Origin of the sequence: Pseudobutyrivibrio sp. MD2005, assembly GCF_000621865.1 — a bacterium.
Lineage (GTDB): Bacteria > Bacillota > Clostridia > Lachnospirales > Lachnospiraceae > Pseudobutyrivibrio.
In genome coordinates this window covers 36,672-56,741 of the sequence record NZ_JHXE01000017.1, presented here as the reverse complement: position 1 = coordinate 56,741, position 20,070 = coordinate 36,672, and the positions used below count along the sequence as shown (strand labels likewise).

General features: G+C 39.2%; 20 protein-coding genes. 18 read left to right on the top strand and 2 right to left on the bottom strand.

Going from position 1 to position 20,070, the window contains the following annotated elements:
- The first annotated feature begins 5 nt into the window (after positions 1–5).
- The 5 genes from T498_RS0107850 to T498_RS15290 all read left to right on the top strand — a co-directional run bounded on the left by T498_RS0107850 (position 6) and on the right by T498_RS15290 (position 5,568).
- Positions 6–749 (top strand): sce7726 family protein, encoded by a 744-nt coding sequence (locus T498_RS0107850; protein WP_028235435.1) that lies wholly within the window; start codon positions 6–8, stop codon positions 747–749.
- Between the two features lie 104 nt (positions 750–853).
- Positions 854–2,359, top strand: a complete 1,506-nt coding sequence (locus T498_RS0107845; protein ID WP_028235434.1) for an ABC transporter substrate-binding protein/permease — start codon at positions 854–856, stop codon at positions 2,357–2,359.
- A gap of 9 nt (positions 2,360–2,368) precedes the next feature.
- Positions 2,369–3,106 (top strand): amino acid ABC transporter ATP-binding protein, encoded by a 738-nt coding sequence (locus tag T498_RS0107840; protein WP_028235433.1) that lies wholly within the window; start codon positions 2,369–2,371, stop codon positions 3,104–3,106.
- 84 nt (positions 3,107–3,190) lie between these two features.
- Entirely contained in the window at positions 3,191–4,360 is a 1,170-nt protein-coding gene (gene alr, locus T498_RS0107835) for an alanine racemase (protein ID WP_028235432.1), read from the top strand.
- A gap of 11 nt (positions 4,361–4,371) precedes the next feature.
- On the top strand, positions 4,372–5,568 hold the full coding sequence (locus T498_RS15290) for an EAL domain-containing protein (protein WP_051524671.1): 1,197 nt from the start codon (positions 4,372–4,374) through the stop codon (positions 5,566–5,568).
- Between the two features lie 18 nt (positions 5,569–5,586).
- Here T498_RS15290 and T498_RS0107825 read toward each other — a convergent pair whose 3' ends face one another.
- Positions 5,587–6,105, bottom strand: a complete 519-nt coding sequence (locus T498_RS0107825; RefSeq protein WP_028235431.1) for a YgjV family protein — start codon at positions 6,103–6,105, stop codon at positions 5,587–5,589.
- A gap of 168 nt (positions 6,106–6,273) precedes the next feature.
- On the opposite strand from T498_RS0107825, the gene T498_RS0107820 reads away from it, so the two are divergent.
- The 4 genes from T498_RS0107820 to T498_RS0107805 all read left to right on the top strand — a co-directional run bounded on the left by T498_RS0107820 (position 6,274) and on the right by T498_RS0107805 (position 9,855).
- Positions 6,274–6,747 (top strand): LeuD/DmdB family oxidoreductase small subunit, encoded by a 474-nt coding sequence (locus T498_RS0107820; protein WP_028235430.1) that lies wholly within the window; start codon positions 6,274–6,276, stop codon positions 6,745–6,747.
- Between the two features lie 3 nt (positions 6,748–6,750).
- The gene (locus T498_RS0107815) at positions 6,751–7,989 is read left to right on the top strand and encodes a 3-isopropylmalate dehydratase large subunit (RefSeq protein WP_028235429.1); all 1,239 of its coding nucleotides are present in this window, start codon (positions 6,751–6,753) and stop codon (positions 7,987–7,989) included.
- Positions 7,990–8,118: 129 nt separating this feature from the next.
- A complete protein-coding gene (locus T498_RS0107810; RefSeq protein ID WP_028235428.1) occupies positions 8,119–8,604 on the top strand; it encodes a LeuD/DmdB family oxidoreductase small subunit in 486 nt (161 codons plus the stop codon).
- A 15-nt stretch (positions 8,605–8,619) separates the two neighbouring features.
- Positions 8,620–9,855 (top strand): 3-isopropylmalate dehydratase large subunit, encoded by a 1,236-nt coding sequence (locus T498_RS0107805; protein ID WP_028235427.1) that lies wholly within the window; start codon positions 8,620–8,622, stop codon positions 9,853–9,855.
- Positions 9,856–10,508: 653 nt separating this feature from the next.
- Here T498_RS0107805 and T498_RS0107800 read toward each other — a convergent pair.
- Positions 10,509–11,441 (bottom strand): GTP-binding protein, encoded by a 933-nt coding sequence (locus T498_RS0107800; protein WP_028235426.1) that lies wholly within the window; start codon positions 11,439–11,441, stop codon positions 10,509–10,511.
- Positions 11,442–11,570: 129 nt separating this feature from the next.
- On the opposite strand from T498_RS0107800, the gene T498_RS0107795 reads away from it, so the two are divergent.
- The 9 genes from T498_RS0107795 (at position 11,571) to T498_RS0107750 (ending at position 20,068) form a co-directional block, all read left to right on the top strand.
- Positions 11,571–12,491, top strand: coding sequence for a carbohydrate kinase family protein (locus tag T498_RS0107795; RefSeq protein WP_028235425.1), 921 nt, complete (start codon positions 11,571–11,573; stop codon positions 12,489–12,491).
- Between the two features lie 20 nt (positions 12,492–12,511).
- Positions 12,512–14,191 (top strand): GGDEF domain-containing protein, encoded by a 1,680-nt coding sequence (locus T498_RS0107790; RefSeq protein WP_081779720.1) that lies wholly within the window; start codon positions 12,512–12,514, stop codon positions 14,189–14,191.
- 72 nt (positions 14,192–14,263) lie between these two features.
- On the top strand, positions 14,264–14,434 hold the full coding sequence (locus T498_RS16735) for a hypothetical protein (protein ID WP_155951037.1): 171 nt from the start codon (positions 14,264–14,266) through the stop codon (positions 14,432–14,434).
- Positions 14,435–14,509: 75 nt separating this feature from the next.
- Positions 14,510–15,124: a cyclodeaminase/cyclohydrolase family protein gene (locus tag T498_RS0107780; protein WP_028235423.1), complete on the top strand. Its 615-nt coding sequence runs from the start codon at positions 14,510–14,512 to the stop codon at positions 15,122–15,124.
- An 11-nt stretch (positions 15,125–15,135) separates the two neighbouring features.
- A complete protein-coding gene (locus T498_RS0107775) occupies positions 15,136–15,987 on the top strand; it encodes a bifunctional 5,10-methylenetetrahydrofolate dehydrogenase/5,10-methenyltetrahydrofolate cyclohydrolase (RefSeq protein WP_028235422.1) in 852 nt (283 codons plus the stop codon).
- A 683-nt stretch (positions 15,988–16,670) separates the two neighbouring features.
- Positions 16,671–17,333 (top strand): PilZ domain-containing protein, encoded by a 663-nt coding sequence (locus T498_RS0107765; protein ID WP_028235421.1) that lies wholly within the window; start codon positions 16,671–16,673, stop codon positions 17,331–17,333.
- 5 nt (positions 17,334–17,338) lie between these two features.
- The gene (locus tag T498_RS0107760; protein ID WP_028235420.1) at positions 17,339–18,268 is read left to right on the top strand and encodes a hypothetical protein; all 930 of its coding nucleotides are present in this window, start codon (positions 17,339–17,341) and stop codon (positions 18,266–18,268) included.
- Between the two features lie 14 nt (positions 18,269–18,282).
- Complete coding sequence (locus T498_RS0107755; RefSeq protein WP_028235419.1) at positions 18,283–18,741, top strand: HD domain-containing protein; 459 nt, start codon at positions 18,283–18,285, stop codon at positions 18,739–18,741.
- 133 nt (positions 18,742–18,874) lie between these two features.
- Positions 18,875–20,068, top strand: coding sequence for an efflux RND transporter periplasmic adaptor subunit (locus T498_RS0107750; RefSeq protein ID WP_028235418.1), 1,194 nt, complete (start codon positions 18,875–18,877; stop codon positions 20,066–20,068).
- Positions 20,069–20,070 lie beyond the last annotated feature (2 nt).

The window sequence follows — 20,070 nt, the reverse complement described above, 5'->3', positions numbered from 1 at the left end:
GCAATATGCTTAAAGATAAAGATATCAGAGAGCCGTTATTTGATTTTTTAGAGGCCAGCTACGGCAAGACCAGAATAATCGAAGAGAAAATGATGGGGCTTTCAAGGGCAGATGTGATAATGGTTATCACAGGGGCGCTTGTTGGAATTGAGATAAAATCAGATGCGGATACTTATACGAGGCTTGAAAGTCAGATAAAGGATTATGATAAGTACTTCGATTACAACATTGTAGTGGTAGGCTCGTCTCACGCTACTCATGTAGGAGAGCATGTTCCTGATTACTGGGGAATCATTACAGTGGAAGAGGTGGATGGCAAGGCTGATTTCTATTTTATGCGAAAGCCTGAGCTTAATAAAAAGATGAGGCTGAATAGAAAGCTGGAGCTTTTATGGCGCCCAGAGCTTTCTCTTGTATTAAAGCATTTTGAAATGCCTGAATACAAAGGAAGAAGCAAGCCATTTGTTAGAAAGACAATACTTGAATGGACCAAAAAGCCACTTACGAAAGCAGAGATTACACGTATTAAAAGGGCAGCAAAGGCTGAAGGAGTTGATCCAATCATTCCTGAAACAAGGGTTAATCCAAATGAATTAAATTGCGTAATTAGTGAATTATTATTCGAAAGAGATTATGAAAAACTGTTGGCGGAAATTGCTGCATATCGTAAGGAACACACGCCTAGGCGTAGAGGACCGAAAAGATCTACAAAAGTGCGAAGGATTAGGCGTAGTGCAAAAAGTGACTAATTATTAATTAAAAAAGAAGTTAATTTTTGTTAGATAAACACTTTCTGTTATAACAATAATGTGATATTATTTATAAAAATACATTAAAAGAGGATAAAAATACAATGAAGAAAAAACTTTTAACTTCATTAATAATGCTTGCGGCAGCATTATTGATTGGATGCGGCTCTGCTGATAAGAGCGAAGAAAAGACTATTCAGACCGTAGACGATCTTCCTGGTTCAAAGATCGGTGTTCAGCTTGGTACAATAGGTGATATTTATGCATCTGACTACGAAGGTGACGAGGAAGGAACAGTTGTTGAGCGTTACAACAAAATCGCTGATGCTTTCCAGGCTTTAAAGCAGGGAAAGGTTGACTGCGTAATCGTTGATGAGCAGCCTGCTATTGCTGGAACAGCTAACGAAAGCACACTTGTAATTTTGGATGAGCCATTCACATTAGAGGAGTATGCAATCTGTATAGCAAAGGATAATGATGAGCTCCTTGAAAAGGTCAACGGTGCTTTGGCCGAGCTTAAAGAAGAGGGTGTTGTTGATCAGATTACTGATAATTATATTGGTGATGATACAAAGGGAACATGCCCTTACGTTACTCCAGAGGGAACAACTTATGATAACGGTACTTTAGTAGTTGCTACTAATGCAGCATTCCCACCATATGAGTATTACGAAAATGGTGAGCCTGTCGGTATCGATATGGAACTTATCAAGGCAATCGGTGATAAGATTGGCATGGAAGTTAAGATCGAAGATATGGAATTCGATAGTATTATCAATGCTGTTGATTCTCACAAAGCTGATGTTGGTATCGCTGGAATGACAAAGACAGAAGAGCGTTTGAAGTCAATTAACTTCTCTGATTCTTATGTTACATCTAAGCAGGTTATGATTGTTAGGGATGAGACTCTTACAGGTGAAGGAATCAGCTTTATAGACAATTTTAAGCGTAACTTCGTTGATGATAATCGTTGGACTTTCTTAGCACAAGGTCTTAGAAATACATTAATCATCGCTATTTGTGCGGTTCTTGCAGGTATGATTATTGGTTTCCTTGTTGCTATCGTGAGAGTTACATACGATAAGACAGGAAATCTTAAGCTTTTAAATTGCATTTGTAAGCTTTATCTTGCAATCATCAGAGGAACACCTATCATGATTCAGCTTTTGATTATCTACTATGTAGTATTCAAATCTGTTAATGTTCCTAAGGTTGTTGTTGCAATCGTTGCTTTCGCTATTAATTCAGGTGCTTATGTTGCTGAAATTATGCGTGGTGGAATCATGTCTGTTGATGCAGGCCAGATGGAGGCAGGACGAAGCCTTGGTCTTAACTATAAGCAGACAATGACATCAATTATTTTGCCACAGGCAATTAAGAATGTTTTACCAGCACTTGCAAATGAGTTTATTTCATTAATCAAAGAGACATCTATCTGCGGTTACATTGGAATGATCGACTTAACTCGTGGTGGTGATATCATCAGAAGTATCACATACGAGGCATTCTTACCTTTAGTTGCAGTTGCAATTATTTATCTCATTATTGTGCAGGTTCTTAACTTAGGAGTAGGTGCATTAGAGAAGAAACTTAGAAAGAGTGAAAGGTAAAATATCAAAATGGCAGATGAAATTTTAATAAAAGTAGAAAATCTTTCAAAGTCATTCGGTGACAATGAAGTATTAAAAAATGTAAATTTGGAAATCTCAAAGGGTGAGGTTATTGCAATTATTGGACCCTCAGGTTGTGGTAAATCTACATTTATTCGTACTCTCAATCAGCTTGAGGATGTTACAGATGGTGTAATTTACTTAGATGGTGAGGATATCACTAAAAAGGGAGTAGATATAAACGATGTAAGAAGACGTGTAGGAATGGTTTTCCAGCACTTTAATCTCTTCCCTCATCTTACAATTAAAAAGAACTTAACACTTGCGCCAGTAAAGCTTGGACTTATGTCTGAATTAGAGGCAGATGCAAAAGCAATAGAGCTTTTACAGCGAGTAGGTCTTAATGATAAAGCAGAGGCTTATCCTGATAGCCTTTCAGGTGGACAGAAGCAGCGTATAGCAATCGCTAGAACTCTTGCTATGAATCCAGAGGTTATTTTGTTTGATGAGCCAACATCAGCTCTTGATCCAGAGATGGTTGGTGAAGTTCTCAATCTTATGAAGGAGCTTGCAGATGATGGAATGACAATGGTTGTTGTCACTCATGAAATGGGATTTGCAAGGGAAGTAGCAGATAGAGTTTTATTCTTTGATGAGAAGGGAATCAAGGAAGAAGGTACTCCTTCTGACATATTTGACAACCCACAGAGTCAAAGATTAAAAGACTTCTTATCAAAGGTACTTTAGTTTTTTTAAATTTCGGCTATAATAAATACATAACTCGATTTATATAGGGTTATTAAACTAGAGTATTTAGGAGCAGAATTTAAAATGGAATCAACACTTAGACGCACATGGGCAGACGTTAATTTGGATGCTATTGCGCATAATTATAACGTTATCCGCCAAAAGATAGGCAGTGACGTAAAGTTTTTAGGTGTAGTTAAGGCTGATGCCTACGGCCATGGTAGTATTCAGGTAGGCAAGACACTTCAGGAGCTTGGAGCAGATTATCTTGCAGTTAGTAGTGCAGATGAAGCTATCGAGCTTAGAGTAAATGGTATTACAATGCCGATTCTGATTTTGGGACACACACCAAAGGAGCAGGTCGGTAGATTAATTGAATACAATATTACACAGGCAATCACTTGCAAGGCAAAGGCCGATGAATATAGTGCTGAGGCAGTCAGATGCGGTGGCACTTTAAAGGTTCATATTAAGGTTGATACAGGAATGTCTAGATTAGGTTATCTTTGCGATAACACTAATTTTGAGACCGGAGTTAATGGCATTTCTGAAGCCTGCATGATGCCTGGTTTGGATGCAGAGGGTATTTTCACTCACTTTGCAGTGGCGGATGAATTTGGTGAAGAGTGTGATAATTACACTAAGCATCAGTTCGATTTATTTACCCGAGTAATCAAAGCGGTAGAAGATAGACTTGGCCACAAATTCAAGCTTAGACACTGCGCAAACACTGGTGCAACAGCACGTTTTCCTGAAACATATCTTGATATGGTTCGCCCAGGTCTGTTACTATATGGCTATGGTGAGTTTGCTCGTGAAATGGGCTTAAAGCCAGTAATGACACTTAAGACAACAGTTAGCACTATCAAGATATATCCAGCGGGTACAGCCATAAGCTATGGCGGTACATTTGTAACTGATAGCACTACAAGAATAGGTGTTTTACCTTACGGTTATGCAGATGGATTTTTAAGGAGTCTATCCAATAACTGTTCATTGTACACAAAGGAAGGTCCAGCAAAGCTTCGTGGAAAGATTTGCATGGATATGTGTATGATAGATATTACAGATATGCCTACTGTGGATGTCGGCAGTGAAGTAGAAATCTTCGGAGAGAAGAATTCAATCGATGAAATAGCGGAAAATGCCGGCACTATTCCATATGAGCTCACTTGTGCTGTAAGCAAGCGAGTACCTAGAGTTTACTATAAAAAAGGGGAAGTTGTGGAAAGAGAGTTAATGCTTAGAATGTAGGAGATTTTAGCATGAGGACTGATTTCATCGACCAGGTAGTTTCCGCAATTGAGAACAAAGAGATTAGGGCTTATTACCAGCCTCAGTACGACTGTAATTCAGGAAGATTAGTCAGTGCAGAGGCGCTAGTACGTTGGGTTAAGCCTAATGGCGATATTATTCCGCCAGATCAGTTTATCCCTGAATTGGAAAAGACTCAGGACATTAACGTATTGGATTGGTTTATGGCAGAGGAAGCCTGCAAGACTATTCTTGAGCTTGGAGATTCCGCTGTGCCAATCGGTGTTAATTTCTCTAGATGGCATGTGAAGGAGCCTGATTTTGCCAGAAAGCTTTCCTCTCTACTTGCCAATTATGGTATTCAACCGAAAATGTTTGAGGTTGAAATTACCGAATCTGCATTATCATCAGCCAAATTCGAAGATATTATCGAATGGGCAAAGTCAGTTGCTGATGTAGGTGTAACCATAGCCATTGATGATTTTGGCGCTGGTTTTACATCGCTTCAGTTTGTTAAGGACATGCCGGTAACATACTTGAAGGTCGATAAGGCATTCCTTAAGGATAACTGTCAGGATGATAGAGGACGAGGTACATTAGAGACAGTTTTCTATTTTGCTCACAGGCTTAATCTTAAGACTATTGCCGAGGGTGTAGAAACCATCGAGCAGCTTAAGTTTATGCAGAGCATGGATTGCGACAGAATACAGGGATTTCTGTTTTCTAAGGCAATCAAAAAAGAAGACTTCATTGTTGTAGCAATGATGGACACAATGCCTCTTATGGATGATGACGATTACATCAAGCGTCAGGGGACACTCAGTTCACACAGCATCCTTCTTAAGGCAATCAAAAGAGAGTTTCCTCTTATTATTTTTGGAAATCTCTACAAGAACAGTTATTATGTTATGTCTCAGGAAGAGGGCAGAGAGTTTAAGGCTGCTACAGCAGGTGTTATTGATGATTTAACTGAAGCCTCACTTGCCATTTGTGTAAAGGAGGATTACAAGCTTTATGAGAGCACACTTAGTAGAAGGGCGATGATTGAAGCCTTCCACAGAGGTGAAGAACGTTTGGAAGTAACCATGAGGCTTGTAAACAAAGAAGGAAACATAGAGACATACTACAATGTAGTTCATTTACTAAAGCATCCATATAAAGATGATATTCTTATGGTTGGATTATCAAGACAGTTAAAAGATAAATAGATATTAAAAAGAAGAGGTTTAGATTACCTCTTCTTTTTCTTTCTTGTCATTTGTAATTCGATAAACGCCAATTAAGCTTGTGATCATAGAGAAACAATCAAATGCAAATACTGGCCAGTTTTTTAAGAAGAAATCGTATGTACCGAAGCAAAGGATGCTTCCGATACAGCCAAGCTTTATAACGATATCTTTTCTGGAACTAAGTGTGATTGTGATGAAAGTTGCAGCCATAAATGGAAGCCAATCAATCCATCTGTTTTCAGTGGTGATGAAAGTAAATACACCTTGGAATGCAATAAAGAATATCTGAAGTGGAAGTGTAAGATTCCATTTTAAACAAATGAGATTTCTAAGTAAGCTGACCATGTTGCCTACAACAGCGGCAATTCCACCTAAACAGGCGTAAGATATTGAAAACAGAATAAACTGAAGGTTCTGCGCCCAAAGTATTGTCTTTTTGTGCTTGAGATATCCTATGAGAACCATGAGGATGCAAGCCAAAAGAGAAAAAATTCTACCAATTAAAGCTAAATTCATATTTAATTACTCCTAAAACAAATAATATTTATTATAATATAGCATAGCCATTTTTATTTAAAGTTCTATTTGGAAAACAGGCGATTTACCTCTTTAAATCACTAAAGAATTAAGGTACAATGATTAGAAATATGTAAAAGGACTGAGAATATTTACAAAGGAGAAAACATGGGCAAGGTATTCAAATTTTACAAAGATGTAGATACTGATCAGATTATCGCATCTCAATATCTACTATTTCCTACTATAGATGAAATGAAGGTGCATACTTTTGAGTCACTAAATTCAGAATTTGCAGGAGAGGTTAAGCCAGGCGATTTCGTTGTGGCAGACGAAAATTTTGGTTGTGGTTCATCAAGAGAGCAGGCACCTAGTGTTCTAAAGGCACTTGGAGTAAAGGCTATCATTGCCAAATCATTTGCTAGAATTTTTTATAGAAACTCTATCAATATTGGTCTTCCGGTAATCGTTAGCAAAGAGCTATATGATGTTGTAAATGAAGGCGACGAAATGGAATTAGATTTCGAAAAAGGTATCATTACAACAGGCGGCAAGGAGTATTCCTGCACAAAGCTTCCAGCGAAGATGCAGGAGATTTTGGATCAGGGGGGATTGATTGCATCCCTCAATAAGGAGGACTAGATTATGGGAATGACAATGGCTGAAAAGATCATCGCTGCAGCTGCAGGCGTGAAAGAAGTTAAGGCTGGCGATATTGAGACAGTCACTTTAGATAAGCTTATGAGTAATGATGGTACAACACATCTTACTATCGATATGTACAACAATCTTAAAAATCCACGTATTGCTGACCCGGATAAGCTTGTATGGATTATAGATCACAATATTCCAGCTGATAGCCCAAAGACAGCTGCCAGCCACAAAAAGATGCGCGATTTCGCAAAGGCTAATGGCATCAAGCTATACGAAGGTGAAGGTGTTTGTCATCAGATTATGATGGAAAACCACGTTTGCCCAGGAGAGCTTATTTTCGGCGCCGATTCACACACATGCGCTTATGGAGCTCTTGGAGCATTTGGAACAGGTGTTGGATGCACAGACTATCTTTATGCTATGGTTACAGGTACATCATGGCTTCTGGTTCCAGAGACAATTAGATTCAACCTTCATGGAAAGCTAAAAGAGGGCGTATATGCAAGGGATTTGATTCTTACAATCATTGGCCGTATTAGTGCAAATGGCGCCAATTACAAGGCGATGGAGTTTGTAGGCGATGGCTTAAAGGAGCTTTCAATTGCTGATAGAATTGCTATCTGCAATTTATGTGTAGAAGCTGGCGCAAAGACAGCACTTATAGAAGTAGACGATGTTGCTCTTGAATATCTAAAGGAACATGGAAGACAGCCAAAGGCTTTATATAAGTCAGATGATGATGCAGTATTCTCAGAGGTTTATGATATCAATCTAGAGGAAATCGAGCCAATCGTGGCAAAGCCTCATTTTGTTGATAATATTGTACCTGTTTCAGAATGTGAGGATGTTAAGATTGACGAGGCATTCCTTGGAAGCTGCAACAATGGACGAATCGAAGACCTTCGTGTAGGAGCTCAGATTATAAAGGGCAAACACGTTGCTGAGGGCGTAAGATTTTTAGTTGTGCCTGCCAGCCGACAGGTTTACAAACAGGCTCTTAAAGAAGGCATACTTGATACATTTATGGAAGCTGGAGCAATGGTTATGAATCCTAACTGTTCTGTATGTTGGGGCGCTTGCCAGGGTGTAATCGGAGAGGGGGAGACACTTATTTCGACTGGTACCCGTAACTTCAAAGGTCGCGCAGGCCATAAGGATTCATTTGTATACCTTGCCAGCGCAGCAACCGTAACCGCATCCGCAATCAAGGGGTATATAACACGTGCATAGCGTGTAAGGATGAATTAGGATGCAAAATCTAATTAACAATCTATTTGCTTTCTGAATGAGACATTTTTAGTCGAAGGAAGAAAGACTAATGATTGTTAATGTAAGATTTTGCGATATTAAGGAGATAATATGTTTAAAGCTAAGATTTGGAAACTCGGAGATGATATTGATACAGATATCATTTTACCTACAGAATATTTAGCATACGAGACTTTAGACGAAATGAAGCCATATGCTTTTAGTCCACTTCGACCAGAGCTGGCTGGCAAAATTCAGCCTGGAGATATGATTGTGGCAGGATATAATTTCGGCTGTGGTTCATCTAGAGAGCAAGCCCCAGAGGTAGTAAAGGCTCTTGGAATATCGTGCATTGTAGCAAAGAGCTATGCCAGAATATTCTTTAGAAATGCCATTAACAATGGACTACTTTTGATTGAGCAGCCAGATTTATATGATGAAGTCAATGAAGGTGACGAAGCCGAGGTTACACCAGGTGAGTGTATAAAAGTAAATGGAAAATCATATCCAATCGCATCATTACCTGACAATCTTTTGGAAATACTTAATGCAGGCGGCCTTGTAAAGGCAATGCGAAAGAAAAACGGATTGGAATAAGATTTAGGAGAGCCTATGGGACACACATTAGTTGAAAAGATAATTGGAAATAAAGTTGGGCACGAAGTAAAGCCTGGAGATATTGTCACTGTAGATGTTGACTGGTGCATGATTGACGATATAATGGCACCTTTTGCCGTACAGAAATTTGAGGAAATGGGCTTTGACAAGGTTGCAAATCCTGACAGCGTTGTATTAATATATGACCATTTTCTTCCTGCAACACAGGTTGATGATACCAGACATTTCAAAATCGGTGATGAATTTGCCAAAAAATATGGAATCAAAAACGTCCACAGAACAGACGGAATTTGCCATCAGCTTATGACAGAAGCCGGCTATGTAAAGCCTGGCGATATTGCATTTGGAACAGACAGCCACACCGTAACCTACGGTTGCGTAGGCGCATTCTCTACAGGTATTGGATACACTGAAATGGCTGGAATTCTTGGAACAGGCCAGCTCTGGATCAGAGTACCAGAATCTATTAAGGTAGAAATTGATGGAACACTTCCTGGCAATGTAACATCCAAAGACATCATACTTAGAATAATTGGTGACTTAACTGCATCAGGTGCCACATATCAGTCTATTGAATTTACAGGAAGCACCGTAGACGCAATGAGTGTAGCTAGCCGTATGACTATGTCCAACATGTCTGTAGAAGCCGGCGCAAAATGCGGACTCTTTGTACCAGACGAAAAGACATGTGACTACTGCCGAATCGATTACGATGATTCTGTAAAGGCACTTCGCCCAGACGATGATGCAAAGTACACACGCATTCTCAGATACAAAGCAGAGGACATGGTGCCAGTACTTGCCTGTCCATCACTGGTAGACAACATCAAACCAGTAAGCGAGCTAAAAGGAACAAAGGTTGATCAGGTATTCTTAGGATCTTGCACCAATGGCCGCCTAGAAGACCTTAGGGCAGCAGCTACTATCCTCAAAGGAAATCACGTTGCCGACTACGTCAAGATGATAGTAACTCCTGCCAGCCGCAAAGTGTACCGCGAAGCCTTACACGATGGCACCATTGAAATCCTTTTGGATGCAGGCTGCATCATCACAACACCAGGCTGCGGCCTTTGCTGTGGACGTGGCGGTGGAATTCTTTCTGATGGCGAAGTAGTGGTTGCCACCAACAACCGCAACTTCCTTGGCCGCATGGGTACAAGCAAGGTACAAATCTACCTGGCAAGCCCTATCACCGCAGCAAAAACCGCCATCGCAGGCGTCATTTCTTAGCCCGGCCCTTAGGGCCCGCCCATGTAAAAACTACGCCACCGCTAGGGCCACTGTGCTGGCACCGTCTGGGGGCTGCTAACATTGCAAGAATATTTTGTTTTTCTAATGGGCAATTTAGGCACGCTTATTTACATGTGTCTTTTGCAGGTCTGTACAGTTTGAAAAAATGTTTTCAATTGGCGGACACAAATATTTAAATTAAAATGTACTTCTTAGACTAAGAGTGAGCTTGGTTGATTTTGAAGTGCGCTTAGTAACATAAAAGCAGGTTTTGCAATATATAGGTATGCGCTGCCAAGGACGGCAGCGCAAGTGGTCACTTAAAACACGATGTTGAATGTGCCACGGTACCTATATATGCAAAACCTGCTTTGTTATGTTACTTAGCAAACGTAATATGAAACCAAGTCACCTTAGCCTAAGAAGTACAATAAAAACTTCAGTGTCCGCCACTTAGAAAACATTTTTTTCAAACGGTTCATCCCGCAACAAGACACATGTGCTTTGCCTAAATTTTGCCCATTGAAAAAACTAAAAATATTCGCAAAATTGTTAGCAGCCCCCAGAAGGTGCCAGCACAGAGGCCCTAGCGGTGGCGTAACTGATATTTGGGGCGGGCAAGACTGATTATGGGGGCGGGCCCTAGGGCCGGGCTAGCCTTCGATAAAGGTGCGGATGGCGTCTTTGGCTAGGGCTTCGCCGATTACGATGAATACGGCCTGGCCAACAGGGATGGTGCTAAGCTCGAATTCGTTTTGGGTGGCATTGAACTGATACCACTGGCCCTCGTCATGGAAAAATCCCTTGGCGCGCATGATGGAGCCGAAGGATGAGTCGGACATGAGGGTCTTGATTTTATCTTGAATGTGAGACTTTTTCATTGGAACTTCGAGGAAGTATACTGTTTCGAAGTCGCTGTTGTCCATGTGAATTCGCTTGATGTAGGAGCGGGTAGCGTAGCCGCAGTTGGCGATGGCTTCTAAATCGGTGGTGGAGAAGTCGGCCCAGTCTTTGGTGGTGATTAGGGCATCGATGTCTATGCTTAAGTTGGACTTTTCAGCGGCATTTTTTAGGTGCTGCTTGGTGGCTTCAATTTGAGCGGCATCAGTGAGCTGAGTTCGGCTAAGAAGGATAGTGCCGGCGTTAGCTAGCTGGGAGGCTAAAAAGAAGTCAGAGTCTGAGGAAAGGGTGTCTTCCAGGCGGGCATCCACGATGGTGATTACGTTACCTATTTCGTACCAGTTGTCTAGTGGCTCGTCTCTGATGGTATCGAAGAATTCGTCTACGTCGAATATACCTGAGGGCTCGATTATTACGCGGTCGTAGCCACTCATGGCCATTGATATGAGCTTTGTTTTGAAGCGACGTTTGTGGCAAGCAGCGTCGCAGCCACCAGCAACCATTTCTAGTTCGCAGTTGTCACCTCTGAGTTCGTTTAATAGAAGCATATCTACATTTACGGCACCGTAGTCGTTTTCAAGGATTCCGATGCGTAAGCCCTGATCCATAAAATATTTGGCATATAATTTAAGGAATGTGGTTTTGCCACTTCCTAAAAATCCTGTAATTAAGTCTACTTTAATCATTGTAAATTCCTCTTTTCTATCCTGAATTCTATCAAATTCTTATAATAAAAAATACACAAACATTTGATATTATAAATTAGCGTGTTATAATCACTTGAGTGATTTTTCAAAGATTGGAGTATTTATAAAATGGGAATTGTTGTTCTTGGAGCAGTATTTATTGATATTAAAGGTCATTCAACATCTAGCTATATTCCAGCTGGAAGAAATGTTGGAACAGTAGAAGAGGTTCATGGCGGCGTTAGTAGAAACGTAGTTGAAGATATTGCAAATGTTGAGCTTCGTCCTACATTTGTTAGTCTTGTAGATGAGAGCGGAATCGGTACAGGAGTGCTTGAAAAGCTTAATAATCATAAGGTTGATACAAGATTTGTACGTCGTACACCTGATGGAATGGGCAAGTGGCTTGCTGTATTTGATAATCATGGTGATGTGGTAGCTTCTATTTCAAAGAGACCGGATTTATCTGAGATTAATAATATCCTTGATGAACAGGGAGACGAGATTTTTAAGGATGCTGATAGTATCGCCCTTGAGATAGATATGGAAAAGGATTCTATTAAGAGAATCTTTAAATATGCAGAAAAGTATAATTTAAAGGTTTATGCTGCAGTTTCAAATATGAGTATAGCAGTAGAAAGACGTGATTTCCTTAAGAATGTTGAGTGCTTCGTATGTAATCAACAGGAGGCTGGCATTCTTTTCATGGATGATTATTCAGATAAGACTCCAGAGGAGATGCAGGAGATTCTTTCAAAGAAGATTCAGGGTGCACAGATTAGCAAGATGATTGTTACTTTAGGTGGTGCAGGTGCTGTTTATGCAGATATTAATGGAAATTCAGGTTTTGTTCCTGCACGTAAGGTTGATGTAAAAGACACAACAGGAGCAGGAGACTCATTCTTTGCTGGCGTTACAATCGGCCTTACTTATGGCAAGACAATTCAGGAAGCTTGCGAGATTGGTGCAACACTTGCTGCATCAGTTATCGTTACTTCTGACAATGTTTGTCCAAGATTTTTACCTAGTGAATTTGGCATAGAGATTTAATATTTTTCGGGGAGTGGTCTATGACGGGGAGTAGATTTAGAAAAATATTCTCAGCGATTTTTATGCTGTTAATCATAATATCTATGGTTGTAGGCTTTTGCTTTTCCAACGACTTGGATAACGTGTATGGGGAAAATTATATTCCTTATGATGACGGATGGCAGTTGGAAGGACATGCTGTCGCCTTTCCCTATGGTGATAGCCAGGAGACATTTACTATCACAAACACGTTGCCTAAAGTATTCACAGATCAGATGCTTGTTATGTGGGTTTACTATGACAATTATGAGATTTTTGTTGATGGTGAATCTATCGAAAAGTCTAAAGACAATGTTTTTGCTGGTGTGTCCACAGATGCTGGAAAGAAAGAGATTTGGTTTAAGCTTAGAACTGAGTATTCCGGAAAGCCGATAACTATAACCATGACTCTGCAAAAGGAGATTTACGGGGCTTCTATTACTCAAGTCTTTATCACTACTCGTGGAGAATATGCATCACAAGTATTGAAGAGCAACATTATGACCATGATTGTTTATTCTTCATTTACAGTTATTGGTGTTGTTGAGATTATCATTGCTTCCACTTTTGTAGGGGAAAATATTCTTAAGAAAAGAAAAAAGATTTTTAAAGCCCTTTTGTATTGTGGATTGTTTGCTGTATTCTCCGCACAGTGGCTTATAAACGACTGTAGATTGCCATACATTGTGTTTGGACATATTGTTGGATTTTCAATTGTTAATATCGTGGCCTTTTTAGTGATGCCTATATATTTCTTCAGAATGCAGATGTATTTGTATGAGCGGGATAATAATAAGGTCTCAATCATTATAGATAATGTTATTACAATTGTTGGTGTCATAGCATTAGTACTAGCGTTAGTTGGTATTATTAATTGGGGTGATTTAATATATTTAGCCCAGGTTCTTGCGATGATTGTGTTGGCATGTGTATCTTTATATTCGATAAAAACAATTATATTCCATAGAGATAAATACAGCTATGTGGCAGTATCTTTGGCAAACCTTGTATTTTTCATACTGTCTTTAGCAGCTCTTATGCTATTTATTGGAAATGTTACATCAAATTATGATTCGGTATTTCTGTTAGATTTACATATTTATGTGGTTGCGCAGATATGTCTGATTTATCAGCGTATTTCCAATAGTATAAAAGAGGAACGTGAGCTGGCTCAGACGAAGATATATGCTTTTTCCGATGAACTTACAAAGCTTGGAAATAGACGAAAATTTTATCATGTTTTGGATAACTATGATGAGAACAATATGCCGGAAGATTTTGCTATTGTAATGGTGGATACAAATCGTTTGAAGTATTACAACGATACGATTGGGCATGAGGCTGGCGATGAATTGATTATTGCTACCGCCAGATGTTTAGAATCGGCTTTTATAGATTTTCCAGATGCTAATATTTGCCGTGTAGGTGGCGACGAATTTGCTATTTCACTTGTTGCATCTAAAAAAGAGATAGAAGCAGCTATTGCAAACTTTAAGAATGCAATGAAATGTTGGCATGGAACACTTGTTAGTGAACTTTATGCTGGCGTGGGTTATGCCAGCTATAGGGATTATCCTAATGAAAACATAAACATGCTACTAGAAATAGCAGATGATGAAATGTATAAAGATAAAAGTAAATTCTACGAGAATACAGGTTTTGACCGACGAGAATCACGTTGAAAATATTGTATAGTATGGTAAAATTGTCTATGACCTTGATTTTAGGGCAAAACTTAGATAGGACAAAGAATAATGTTTGAAAATGACAACGTGGATTTCCGTCAGTTGTACTTTGATTTAGATGGTACAATCAGACAGGAGACTTATGTTTTTAACAGAGAGTTGACAGAAGAAGAACAAAAGCAATATGACACATTGGTTTCTGATGCCAACCAGATGACAATATTTGACTATATTAAATGATTATTACTCCAAAGCTTTGATGTATTTCAAGGCTTTGGAGTTTTGGTTTATATTAATGTATTAGGAGATAATGATATGAGTTTGGTGAACATAAGCGTTAAAGATTTTACAAGTGAGCTTGCTGCAAAGAAATCTGTACCAGGTGGTGGCGGAGCAAGCGCTTTGGCAGCTGCGATAGGCACAGCTTTAGGAAGCATGGTTGGTGAATTTACAGTTGGAAAGAAAAAATATCTTAACGTAGAGGATGACATAAAGGATTTGATGAAAAGGGCTGATGAAATTCGTCTGGCTTTGCTTGAATGCATCGATGAGGATGCTGTTGCTTTCGAACCATTATCAAAAGCTTATTCGCTTCCAAAGGAGGAGCCTGGCAGAGATGAAATAATGGAAAAGTGCTTGAAGGATGCAGCAAAGGTTCCTTTTAAAATCTTAAAGCTTGCATGTTCTGCAGTGGAGCTTCAAAGAGATTTTTCTGATAAAGGCTCTGTAATCATGATTAGTGATGCAGCTACAGGCTCAGCTCTTTTAGAGGGAGCTATAAAAGGGGCTGCTGTAAATGTAAAGATAAATACAAAATCCATGAAAGATAGGCAGTATGCCGATGCTCTTGATTCTGAGGTTAGTGAGCTTGTTTCAAAATACACTGTTCTTGCAAGAGAAATATACGAGGACGTATGGAATAGATTATAGGAGAGTACACAATGGCAAAATTACTTAAGGGAAAAGAAGTCGTAGAGGCTTTAAATAATAAATTATCAAAAGAGGTTGAAGCATTAAATGATAGAGGGATAAATCCTACTCTTGGAATTCTTCGTGTTGGAGATAGGGCAGATGATTTATCTTATGAGCGCGGCGCAATCAAAAGATGCGAGCAGGTAGGTGTAAAAGTTCAAGTAACAGCATTACCAGCAGATGTATCAGCAGATGAATTTTTTGCCACACTAGATAAATTAAATAACGATATAAATATCCATGGAATCCTTATGTTTAGACCATTACCTAAGCATATAGATGGCGAAAAAGCTAGAAAAATGCTTTCAGCTGACAAGGACGTTGATGGATGTACAGATTTGTCACTAGCTGGAGTTTTCACAAACACTAAGCTTGGATTTTCTCCATGCACAGCTGAGGCAGCCATGGAAATTTTGAAATACTATGATGTACAAGTCGCTGGCAAAAAAGTTGCAGTAATAGGCCGCTCCCTTGTTATAGGTCGACCAGTTGCCATGCTTTTAATGCACGAAAATGCCACTGTTACAATTTGTCACACCAAAACAAAGGATGTTCCAGCAATTACTAAGGATGCAGATATTGTAGTGGTAGCCTCTGGACAGATGGAAAGCGTTGGCAAGGAATATCTTAGAGAAGGCCAAACTGTTATTGACGTTGGTATCAGTTGGAATGACGAGAAAAACAAACTTTGTGGCGATGTTAGGACCGACGAAGTCGTAGATATAGTTGATGCTATCACTCCAGTGCCTGGTGGTGTTGGTGGTGTCACAACAAGCATATTGGTTAAGCATGTAGTGGAAGCAGCCAGCCGCCAAAACTAATTACTCCCAAGCACTGTATAATAGGCCGGCTTATACACGCTGCTAGTGGCTGCCCGCTGGGGTGTATTGCATGAATATTGCGTTTTTCTAATGGACCATTTATGCATCTGTTATTTACATGTGTCTTTTGCAGGCCTGTACAATTTTGAAAAAGGTTTTTGGGTGGCGGACACACAGCTTAATACTATTTGTACTTCTTAGGCTGAAGGGGACTTGGTTGATTTTGGAGCGCGCTTAGTAACATAAAAGCAGGTTTTGCAATATATAGGTATGCGCTGCCACGGATGGCAGCGCAAGTGCGTAAGTGACAGGACGTCACATGGAGCACGGTACCTAGATATGCAAAACCTGCTTTGTCATGTTACTTAGCAAACGTAATATGAAACCAAGTCCCCTTAGTCTAAGAAGTACATTGAAAACTTCAGTGTCCGCCAAATTAAACACATTTTTTCATACAGTTCATTCCGCAACAAGACACATGTTTAATGCATAAATTTGGTCCATAAGAAAAACAGTAATATTCGCAAAATCACACCTCATTGGACAGCCTCCAGCAGTATTAATAAGCCGTCCTACAAAATTACCGGGAGGGGAGCAATTAGTTTTATTATAAAAAATGGTAACTTTTTTGTATCATCTTTCCGATTAATTATGTAAAATAATAGATATAAGGGAGAAAGATTATGACTATTGATAAATTGGTGGCGGGACAGGAGGTCACACTTGAAATTTTAATAGGCGATTCCTCATTTGAGTTCAAAACAGAGGTAGTTGGGACTAATAATGGCACAGGAGCATTGGTTAAACCATATATTTACAATGATCAGGTTGTAGATTTTACAAATGGTTCTCCTGAAAGCATGAGCTTTTCTTTACACTGTATTGATCCAAATTCAGGTGGTAGAGTTGTTTGGAAGAATCTTTCTGTTACTGTAGTGAACTTCAAGGGCGTTGATTACTATGCTATTGATGCAAAAGCCTTTGGAAAGATTGCGGCTTCATCAGAAAGAAGAGAAGATGTCAGAGTCTTAGTTCATAAGCCTGGCTCAGCTCTCATGGATGATGAGCATAGGTTTTCAGTGTCTGTTCTAGATGTTAGTGACAGCGGAATCTCATTTATTGGAAATTCATATAGAGTTACTATAGGAGATGTTGTAGAAGTAAATTTTGCAGATAATGCCAATAATTCAGATTTTAGCCTGGCAGTTACAGCTCGTATTGTTAGAGCTGAAGCTGCAGAGGATGGTATTTTCTATGCAGGTAAGATTCTTGAGCGTGATAACAAGCTTTTAGCCTATTTATGCTTTAAAGGCTTAGATGTTAAAAGTGGAATTAACAACGGGTAAAACACATGGCAGACGATAAGTTACGACAAGAACTATTATATATGGTCAAGCTTACCTCTAAGTACGATTTAAGTAGAATGGAGGTAGTTGAGGGAATACTGAGGCTAGAAAATGAACGACAGATTCTAGGCTCAGTTTTTGGTAAGAGATTTAAAGGCCGAATATTTGATGTGGCTGCTGGAGTGGCCACTGATGACAAGTGCGTAATTTGTGGTCAGCATGCTGAAAATCATATAATATGTCAACATTGTATTGACACAATAGGTGGTAGCGAGTACGCTAAAAGCAAATTTAAGGCTGAGGAAGAAGCATCAAAAAATAAGCTAAAATTCCCAAAGCTAAAGCTTCCTAAGATTAATCTTCATAAGTTTAGGCTTCCAAAGCTAAAGCTTCAAAAGCCTCAGGAGGCTAACGATAAATCTATTGTAAAAGATAATAGCGATATCAAAGTATCTAAGGTAAAGATTGTATTACAAGCCTTTGCTATCGTTTGTTTAACATTGATTTTATTTTTACAGGTTTACATTTTTAGTGTATGGCGCACAATTCCGGATTACAATCCAAAGGAAAAGGCGAGAGTATCTGAGCATGAGCAGGTGCCTGTTAATTACCAGGAGGAGGCATACGCCCAGCTTGAGTTGGATTTTCCTGAAGAAGAAGGATATACCATTACATATTCAAGAATGGATGTGGATTATACTGGCCGATTCCTTTTGAATAAAGGGGACTGTTGCTTAGAAATCGAGGAACAGCTTTCAGACGAGGAGAAATACGATTATTTCCTTACTGAAGAGGTATACGTTTTCTACATTTCTTATCTTAAAGAGCACACTGGAAAGCTTGGAATTGCAGAGATAAATAAAGATGGATCAATCATCATAGAAGGTTCATTTAATGATGGAAGACGTACAGATTCTTTCTATAAGTTTAGATAAGTCTAGGAGGTTTTATGAAACTTAGACCAGAAGAGGAAGAAAATATAAATCATATTTTGGCTCCTTACATAAACGATACAAGAGTACAAAAAATGAAAAACTTTATGCAACATGGTCGTATCTCTACCTATGAGCATGTTGAAAGTGTCACTCGTCTCAGCTATTGGATGAATAAAAGACTCCATATAGGCGCAGATGAGAGGGTACTTACTATCGGCGCCTTCCTTCATGACTATTATCTATATGATTGGCACTTGACTGATGAGGGACATGGGCTACATGGTTTTTCACATTCCAATACAGCTATGGAAAATGCCATTAATCATTTTGGTATTGGAAAACGCACTCAAGCTGTTATAGAGAGCCATATGTGGCCACTTACATTCACAAAAATTCCAAAAAGTAGAGAAGCTTGGATCGTATGTATAGCTGATAAATGTATTTCAACAAAAGAAACCTTGTTATGTAGGTGAAAATCATTAAAATTATATATAGAATTAATAAAACACAAGGGACAATGTAGGTGTTGCATTGTCCCTATTTTAATGCTATAACTGTATTATCGGGAATAGAACAGTTGATGTTCGTTTGAAAGGAAGAATGATTATGAAAAAGAAGATTGTAGCTTTAGTGCTTATTGCAGCTTTGGCTATAGGTGCGGGATTTGTTTGGAAGTCTGGACTAATAGGTAAAAAGATAGCAAATTCAGATGATTCTTCAGAAATATATGCTATTTCTTTGGCAGACATTATGGGTGAAGGTTCTGGCTACACGCCTGATGTATTTATGGGAGTTGTGGAAGGACAGGAATCTACAAGCATCACAAAAAGCTCAGAGCGTGAGCTTGATAATATTTTTGTGTCTGAAGGAGATATAGTAGAGAAGGGAACACCATTATTCTCATATAAAACAGAATCCTTGGAGGCTGAAAACACCCAGTATGGTTTTGATATTGAGGGTTACAAGCTTAGCATTGATGATTATAATCGCCAGATTACAAAGCTACAGTCTGACTATGACAAGATAAAAGGGCAGACTGATAAAGATAAAGCAGATAGAGAGGATATCCAAAATCAGATTACTGGTCTTAATACTGATATCGCTATCGCTAACAATTCTATTGAGCAGACTACTGCTAAAATCGAGGAAAACAATAAGAAAATCGGTAATTCTACTGTAACATCACCTGTTGCAGGTACTATCACAAAGATTGCTGATGACACGAATCCTTACACCACAGATGGTTCTTTTATTACTATTTTGGGCTCGAAGGAGATGCGCGTTAAAGGTCAGATTAACGAGCAAAACGTGTGGGCAATCAATGTTGATGAGCCTGTAACACTTCGCTCACGTGTTGATAAGACACAGACATGGACAGGAACAATCACCAAAATCGATACTGAATCTAAGCAGGAGAACAACAATGACAGCTATGGCAGTAGCTCTTCAGACAGTTCTTCTACAAAATATCCATTTTATATCACTTTGGATAATAGCGAAGGCTTGATGATGGGGCAGCATCTTTACATTGAAATAGGCGCAGGGGATACATCAGAAATGGATTTTTCAGATGGAACCTATATCTATGATTATTACATTGCATATGATGAAGAGGGAAATCCTTTTGTTTGGGTAAGTAAAAAGGGAAAACTATGTAAGCAGCCTATTGAACTAGGGGAATACTATGACACAGAGATGGTTTACAGTGTTTCAGGCATCAGTAATGACGATTTAATTGCCTATCCAATGGAGGATTACACTGAAGGCATGAAGACAGTATCAAGTATTGAGGGCGAATAATC